At 67.7% G+C, this 6,218-nt stretch carries 5 protein-coding genes and 2 pseudogenes; 2 read left to right on the top strand and 5 right to left on the bottom strand.

Annotation, left to right across the window (positions count from 1 at the left end):
* A pseudogene (locus RH94_RS11000) lies at positions 1-223 on the top strand (hypothetical protein); the annotation flags it as partial.
* 169 nt (positions 224-392) lie between these two features.
* On the opposite strand, the gene RH94_RS10995 reads toward RH94_RS11000, so the two are convergent.
* From RH94_RS10995 to RH94_RS10975, 5 genes and pseudogenes are all read right to left on the bottom strand, one after another.
* Complete coding sequence (locus RH94_RS10995; protein WP_073946049.1) at positions 393-1,214, bottom strand: DUF317 domain-containing protein; 822 nt, start codon at positions 1,212-1,214, stop codon at positions 393-395.
* A 15-nt stretch (positions 1,215-1,229) separates the two neighbouring features.
* Positions 1,230-1,514: a hypothetical protein gene (locus RH94_RS10990; RefSeq protein WP_107428680.1), complete on the bottom strand. Its 285-nt coding sequence runs from the start codon at positions 1,512-1,514 to the stop codon at positions 1,230-1,232.
* Between the two features lie 117 nt (positions 1,515-1,631).
* Entirely contained in the window at positions 1,632-2,078 is a 447-nt protein-coding gene (locus RH94_RS10985) for a VOC family protein (RefSeq protein ID WP_073947425.1), read from the bottom strand.
* A gap of 85 nt (positions 2,079-2,163) precedes the next feature.
* Positions 2,164-2,435, bottom strand: a pseudogene (locus RH94_RS43005) (hypothetical protein); the annotation flags it as partial.
* A gap of 127 nt (positions 2,436-2,562) precedes the next feature.
* A complete protein-coding gene (locus tag RH94_RS10975; RefSeq protein ID WP_073947424.1) occupies positions 2,563-3,996 on the bottom strand; it encodes an endo-1,4-beta-xylanase in 1,434 nt (477 codons plus the stop codon).
* 717 nt (positions 3,997-4,713) lie between these two features.
* On the opposite strand from RH94_RS10975, the gene RH94_RS10970 reads away from it, so the two are divergent.
* Positions 4,714-6,180 carry a non-reducing end alpha-L-arabinofuranosidase family hydrolase gene (locus tag RH94_RS10970; RefSeq protein WP_073947423.1) on the top strand — a complete coding sequence of 489 codons (1,467 nt, stop codon included), beginning with the start codon at positions 4,714-4,716 and terminating at the stop codon, positions 6,178-6,180.
* Positions 6,181-6,218 lie beyond the last annotated feature (38 nt).

Here is a 6,218-nt window from a genome sequence, read left to right as displayed (position 1 = left end):
AGGCAGCAACGCGATCGACGTCGCCACCCGGAAGACGTCCGCGCCCCAGCTCGGCGACGAGCGCTGGAGCCGGCTGCTCACCTTCTCCGTCGGCGGACAGGAGAGCGTCGTCAAGCAGACCGCGGTCCGCACCGGAAACCTGCTGCTGATCGTCTCCGGCTCACCCGCCCTCGTCGACCGGCACCTCGGCCAGGCTCTCGCCAAGGCGACAGCAGCCCGCTGACACTCCTCCGTATGCCACGGCGCCCCCGGTCACGCGAACGACCGGGGGCGCCGTGGTTGTACCTGACCCTTCGGCGACAGCCCGAGACAGTGAGCGATCAGTCCGGAACACCACGAAGCCCGGCCTCCCGAAGCGGGAGGCCGGGCTTATGTGCGCGGTGTTCCTGCGCTCAGCCGGCCGGGGCGCGCAGGAGTCGGTCCCGCGTGCTCTCGGGCAGCACCCGGCGCAGGACCGGGACGGTGGAGCTGAGGGAGGCGGCGAAGACCGCGACAAGGTCGTGCGGCACGCTGGCGCCGAAGGACGCGGCCCACAAAAAGGGCGCGCCCAGTGCAGGCTGCGCCCATGCCTGCCATCCGGCGGGTCCCGTCTCGTCCGCCTCGACGATCAGGACGCGGGGGTCGGCGTCCTGGATCAGGGGCGGCACCTCGCCGAGGCTGAGGTGAGAGGTGAACGTCGGGTCCGCCGCGCCAGCGTCGGGCTGGTCGACGTCGCGGAGCCAGCCGTGGGCCGTGACGGCATCGAGGACCAGCCCAGGCCCGGTATACGCGGCGGTGGGGTCGTCGCGGGCGTCGAGCGCGAGGAGGAAGTCGGCGAGAACCTCGCCCGGCACATCCAGGGTGAAGTAGGCGGACCACTGCGCAAGGGGCGCAGTCCCGTCCCGGCGGGCGGAGATCTGCCACGCGATCGGCAGGTCGCCCAGGTGGAACGGCTCGTCGGGCGGCATCCACTGCGCCCACCGGAGGGTGTCGGGGCTGATGTGGAGCACGGTGCTGCGCAGGACCTGCCGGTCCTCCAGGGCATCGTCGGGCTCCTGACGTCCGCGGACGATCGCGAGGCTGGTCCAGCCGAGGCCGGCGAGCGTGTCCGCGACGACGTCGTAGAGACGTCCGTCGTCACCGGCCAGGTGCCGGGGGCCGACCCGGTACGCGGACCGGGTGCCGCTTGGGGTGGGCGGGTCGAGCGGGGAGTTGCGGTTCAGGGGCGCCTCCAAGGACTGCGTACGGGGTTACTGCCCGCCAGCGGGGCGGGCAGCACGGCGGGGGCGGCGCGGGGGCGCCTGGACGGGAGCCTGCCAGGCGAGGGCGACGGCCACCTCCGGCGGCAGGTGACCAGGCTGTGTGTCCGCGTTCCGGCTCTCGGCTGGATACACGACAGGGCGCTCGGCCCGATCCGTGGCCTCGACGACCCGCTCGAGGCGGTGCTCCATCGGGAAGAACGGGTTCATGGCCAGCCGCAGGGGCGAGGCCGGACCGCAGGCGGACAGATGCTTGACCGGGTCACCGACGGTCATCTCCATGGGCTGCGCGGATGATCCGCAGCAGGCGCTGCCCCTCATCGTCATCGGTCTCGCGGACGCGCACACGTTCAGCCGCCTGCACAGCTTGACAGTCAAGAGGCTTGAAGGGTGTCAATCCTCCGCGTCTGCCGCCTCGACAGCCGTCAGTGTCACGGTGCCGTCGTCCGCGACCGACCAGCCGGGGTTGTGGCACACCTCCCAGCGGTGGCCATCGGGGTCGGCGAAGTAGCCGTGGTAGCCGCCGAACGCCGCGCGTTGCGGCTCTTTGAGGACAGTCGCTCCCGCCGCGCGGGCCCGCTGCAGGGCCTCGTCGACTTCGGTGGGTGAGTCGAGGTTCTGGGCGAGGGTGAAGGACGTGCCGACTGTTGCCGCATGTCCGGTGTCGGCACCGAGGTCAGCCAGAGGGAAGAGTGCCAGGGCCAGTCCCTTGCCGATCTGGTAGAAGACGATCTCGTCCAGATCGAGCAGCGGTGTCCAGCCCAGGCCATGGCTGTAGAACTGGCGGCTGACTTTCAAGTCCTCGACACCCAATGTCACCAGGTTCAACTGTTGATTCATAAACCGCCCCCATGCGCCGGTAGGAGATCGACACCCGACCGCAACGCTACTGCCATGACAGGGTGAACGTTGCCTGACGCGGCACTTCGGGAAGGACGTCGAGCAGACCCCAGGTCTGCTCGACGGTCCTGACGGTCAGCAGTAGCCGGCACCTCCACCGGGGCGACACCTCCGGACGGTGGCGAAGCCGGTGCACGAGTGTCGGGAACAGGTAGTGCGTCGTTTCCGCAGCGAGGTGCTCTTGGAGCCGGTCGACCGGGAGCCTCTGGCTGAAGCCGCATGTGGCGGCCTCCTGTTCCAGGCCCAGGAGTTGGGCGGTGCCGACGGTCGGACCGTGCGGGGAAGAGCTGAGACCATGCCGATCGCGAGGGTCGCCGCCACCACGGCGGCGACCCGGGACCATCAGCGATGTCTTCGTGGAGGGACGAGGGAAGCCGCACTGTAGGCCGTCACCGATTCATCCTTTCGTTTGTGGCAGGCCTTGTCAGGCGCGGCTCCAGCGTTGGTTGTTGCCGTTCGAGCAGGTGTAGAGCTGGATCAGGGTGCCGTTGGCGGTGCCGCCCCCGACGGCGTCGAGGCAGAGGCCGGACTGGACACCGACGATGGATCCGTCGGAGTTGAGGCGCCACTTCTGGTTGTCGCCGCCCCAGCAGCTGTAGATCTGGACCTTGGCGCCGTTGCCGGTGCCGGCGGCGTCCAGGCACTTGTTGCCGTAGACCCTGAGCTCGCCGGCGTCGGTGGACGTCCACTGCTGGTTGGTGCGGTTGTTACAGTCCCACAGCTGGACCTGCGTGCCGTCGGCGGTACTGGCGTTGGGCACGTCCAGGCAGCGGCCCGAGCCGACGCCCTTGATCGTGTTGCCGTCCGCCGGCGGCGGTGTGGTGGAGCCGCCGTTGAGGGCGTTGAGGACGGCGGTGTACGCAGGCTTCTTGCTGCCGTCGTTGTTGAACAGCAGCGGCGTGTCCCCCGATCGCCAGGAGTCGCTGTCGCGCACCCCCCAGACGGTGATGCCGAGGCAGCGCGGGACGGCCAGGCAGTCGTTGACCACGTTGGCGTAGGTCGTGGCCGAGGCGCCCTGGATGTCGAGTTCGGTGATGGCCACGTCGACGCCGAGGGCGGCGAAGTTCTGCAGGGTGGTGCGGAAGTTGCTGTTGTAGGGGCTGCCGCTGTTGAAGTGCGACTGGAAGCCGACGCAGTCGATCGGCACGCCGCGCTGCTTGAAGTCCCGCACCATGGCGTACATGGCCTGGGTCTTGGCCCAGGTCCAGTTCTCGACGTTGTAGTCGTTGTAGCAGAGCTTGGCGGACGGGTCGGCGGCGCGCGCGGTGCGGAAGGCGACCTCGATCCAGTCGTTGCCGGTGCGCTGCAGGTTGGAGTCGCGCCGGGCTCCCGAACTGCCGTCGGCGAAGGCCTCGTTCACGACGTCCCACTGTGCGATCTTGCCCTTGTAGTGGGCCATCACGCCGTTGATGTGGTCGATCATCGCCTGGCGCAGTGCGCTGCCGCTGAGGCTCTGCATCCAGCCGGGCTGCTGGGAGTGCCAGGCCAGGGTGTGGCCGCGCACCTTCTTGCCGTTCTGTACCGCCCAGTTGTAGACGCGGTCGGCGGCGGTGAAGTTGAACTGGCCGCGCTGCGGTTCGGTGGCGTCGATCTTCATCTCGTTCTCGGCTGTCACCGAGTTGAACTCACGGGCCGCGATCGTCGTGTACGTCGAGTCGCCCAGCTTGCCCGAGGCGATGGCGGTACCGAAGTAGCGGCCGCTCTGCGCCGCCGCGGCGCCGAGTGTGCTCTCGGCGGCGTGTGCGGTCGGCGGCGAGACCAGTGCGGTGACCACGCCGAGGACGCCGGCGACCAGCGCCAACAGCAGAACGCGGACCTTCCGTCGGACGACGGGTCTGGGAAGGGCATAAGAGCCCATGGCTGTGCCTCCAAGGTAGGAACAACGGAATCACCGGACACACCGCGGTCATGGGACCCGGGAGGATCTCAACCGGCACGGACGGCGCCCGGTCGGCCACCAAGTGACGTACGCCGGGCGGCAGCGGTCTCTCGACACAGGCACGGGGGTACTCCATCGCGGCTCAGCCGGGGGCGTCACGCGGCGTCGCATACCTCTCCGACTGCACGAAGCGTCAGGATGCGTCGGTGCGAGCCCCACCGGAACGAAGAACGGGGTGGCGCAGGTGTTTTGGTGCGCGGATCTGTCGTGCAGCCGTGCGTGGCTCTGCCGGGCGGCGCAGTCCGCCCAGGACAATGTGGTTCGAAATCTCGACCTACGGTCGGCTTACCAGACAGGATGATTGAGGGATTGACGGTAACTCGTCAACCCTCGCGGCGAGAAAAGTTTCCGCTCTTCGTCCGAAACTTTCGAATCCCCGTCGAGTCGGACGGAGCCCTGGACTGGCGAGCCNAACTTGCGGGGTTTCCGGTCGGCTCGACAGCTTGTCATGCCCGAAAGGGAGGAACTGTTTGTGGACAGATCGACGACAGACCTTGACCAGAGGGCCCCGCCTTCCTAGCTTGTGGCGTCACAGAACCGGGATGACTTCGAAACTTTCGAACCTGTCCCCGCCCCCGGCGCGGCCGCTCCGCGGTTCATCGGCATCACCTCACCCCACCCCAAGGAGGCCCTCTGATGCGGTTTCGCCACCCGTCCCCGGTCCGTCCAAGACGCTTACTCGGCGTCCTTGCGCCCTTGCTGCTCATGGCCGCCTTCCTCGGTGCCCAGCCCGCCGAGGCCGCGACCGTAGACCCCAACGCCTCGTACGTGCTGGTCAACCGCAACAGCGGCAAAGCCCTGGACGTCTACAACATGGCGACCGACGACGGCGCCCGCATCACCCAGTGGACCAGGAACAACCAGAACCAGCAGCAGTGGCAGTTCGTCGATTCCGGGAACGGCTACTACCGCATCAAGTCCCGCCACTCGGGCAAGGTCCTGGACGTCTACAACTGGTCCACCGCGAACGGCGGTTCGATCGTCCAGTGGGCCGACCTGAACGGCACGAACCAGCAGTGGCGGCTGGCCGACAGCTCGGACGGCTACGTGAGGCTCATCTCGCGCCACAGCAACAAGGCCCTCGAAGTACAAGGCGCCTCCACCGCCGACAACGCGAACATCGTCCAGTACGACGACTGGGGCGGCACCAACCAGCAGTGGCAGCTCGTCAAGGTCGGCGCCGACACCCCCGGCCCGTGTGATCTTCCGTCGACCTACCGCTGGACATCAACGGGCGCGCTGGCTCAGCCCAAGCAGGGGTGGGTCTCGCTCAAGGACTTCACCGTCGCCCCCTACAACGGCAGACAACTCGTCTACGCGACCACGCACGACACGGGGACGAGGTGGGGTTCGATGAACTTCGGCCTGTTCACCAATTGGCCGGAGATGGCCTCGGCCAGCCAGAACACGATGTCCAATTCCACCGTCGCACCCACGCTCTTCCACTTCGCGCCGAAGAACATCTGGGTGCTCGCCTACCAGTGGGGCGGGACCGCCTTCTCCTACCGGACGTCGAGCGACCCCACCAACCCGAATGGCTGGTCGTCCGAGCAGGTGCTCTTCTCCGGAAGCATCTCCGGCTCGGGAACAGGGCCCATCGACCAGACGCTCATCGGTGACGGCACGAACATGTACCTGTTCTTCGCCGGCGACAACGGCAAGATCTACCGGGCCAGTATGCCGATCGGGAACTTCCCGGGCAGCTTCGGTTCGACCTCGACAGTGATCATGAGCGATACGACGAACAACCTGTTCGAAGCCCCGCAGGTCTACAAGCTGCAGGGCCAGAACCGTTACCTCATGATCGTCGAGGCGATCGGCTCGCAGGGCCGGTACTTCCGCTCGTTCACGGCCACCAGTCTGAACGGCTCATGGACGCCCCAGGCCGCGACCGAGAGCAATCCCTTCGCCGGCAAGGCCAACAGTGGCGCCACCTGGACCAACGACATCAGCCATGGCGAACTGATCCGCACCAGCCCCGATCAGACCATGACCGTCGATCCCTGCAATCTGCAGTTGCTCTACCAGGGACGCAGCCCCAACTCCGGCGGCGACTACGGCCTCCTGCCCTACCGTCCGGGTCTGCTGACACTGCAGCGCTGACGGCATGACGCGGGTCCGGCTGCGGTAGGGAGCCGGCG

Source organism: Streptomyces kebangsaanensis, from assembly GCF_001906585.1.
Taxonomy (GTDB): domain Bacteria; phylum Actinomycetota; class Actinomycetes; order Streptomycetales; family Streptomycetaceae; genus Streptomyces; species Streptomyces kebangsaanensis.
This window is presented reverse-complemented; position numbering and strand designations above follow the sequence as displayed.

Bases quoted from the DNA above. Each gene is read 5' to 3' on its own strand.
- RH94_RS10970 (WP_073947423.1), top strand. From the start codon at position 4,714: ATGCGGTTTCGCCACCCGTCCCCGGTCCGTCCAAGACGCTTACTCGGC.
- RH94_RS10985 (WP_073947425.1), bottom strand. From the start codon at position 2,078: ATGAATCAACAGTTGAACCTGGTGACATTGGGTGTCGAGGACTTGAAA.
- RH94_RS10990 (WP_107428680.1), bottom strand. From the start codon at position 1,514: ATGACCGTCGGTGACCCGGTCAAGCATCTGTCCGCCTGCGGTCCGGCC.
- RH94_RS10975 (WP_073947424.1), bottom strand. From the start codon at position 3,996: ATGGGCTCTTATGCCCTTCCCAGACCCGTCGTCCGACGGAAGGTCCGC.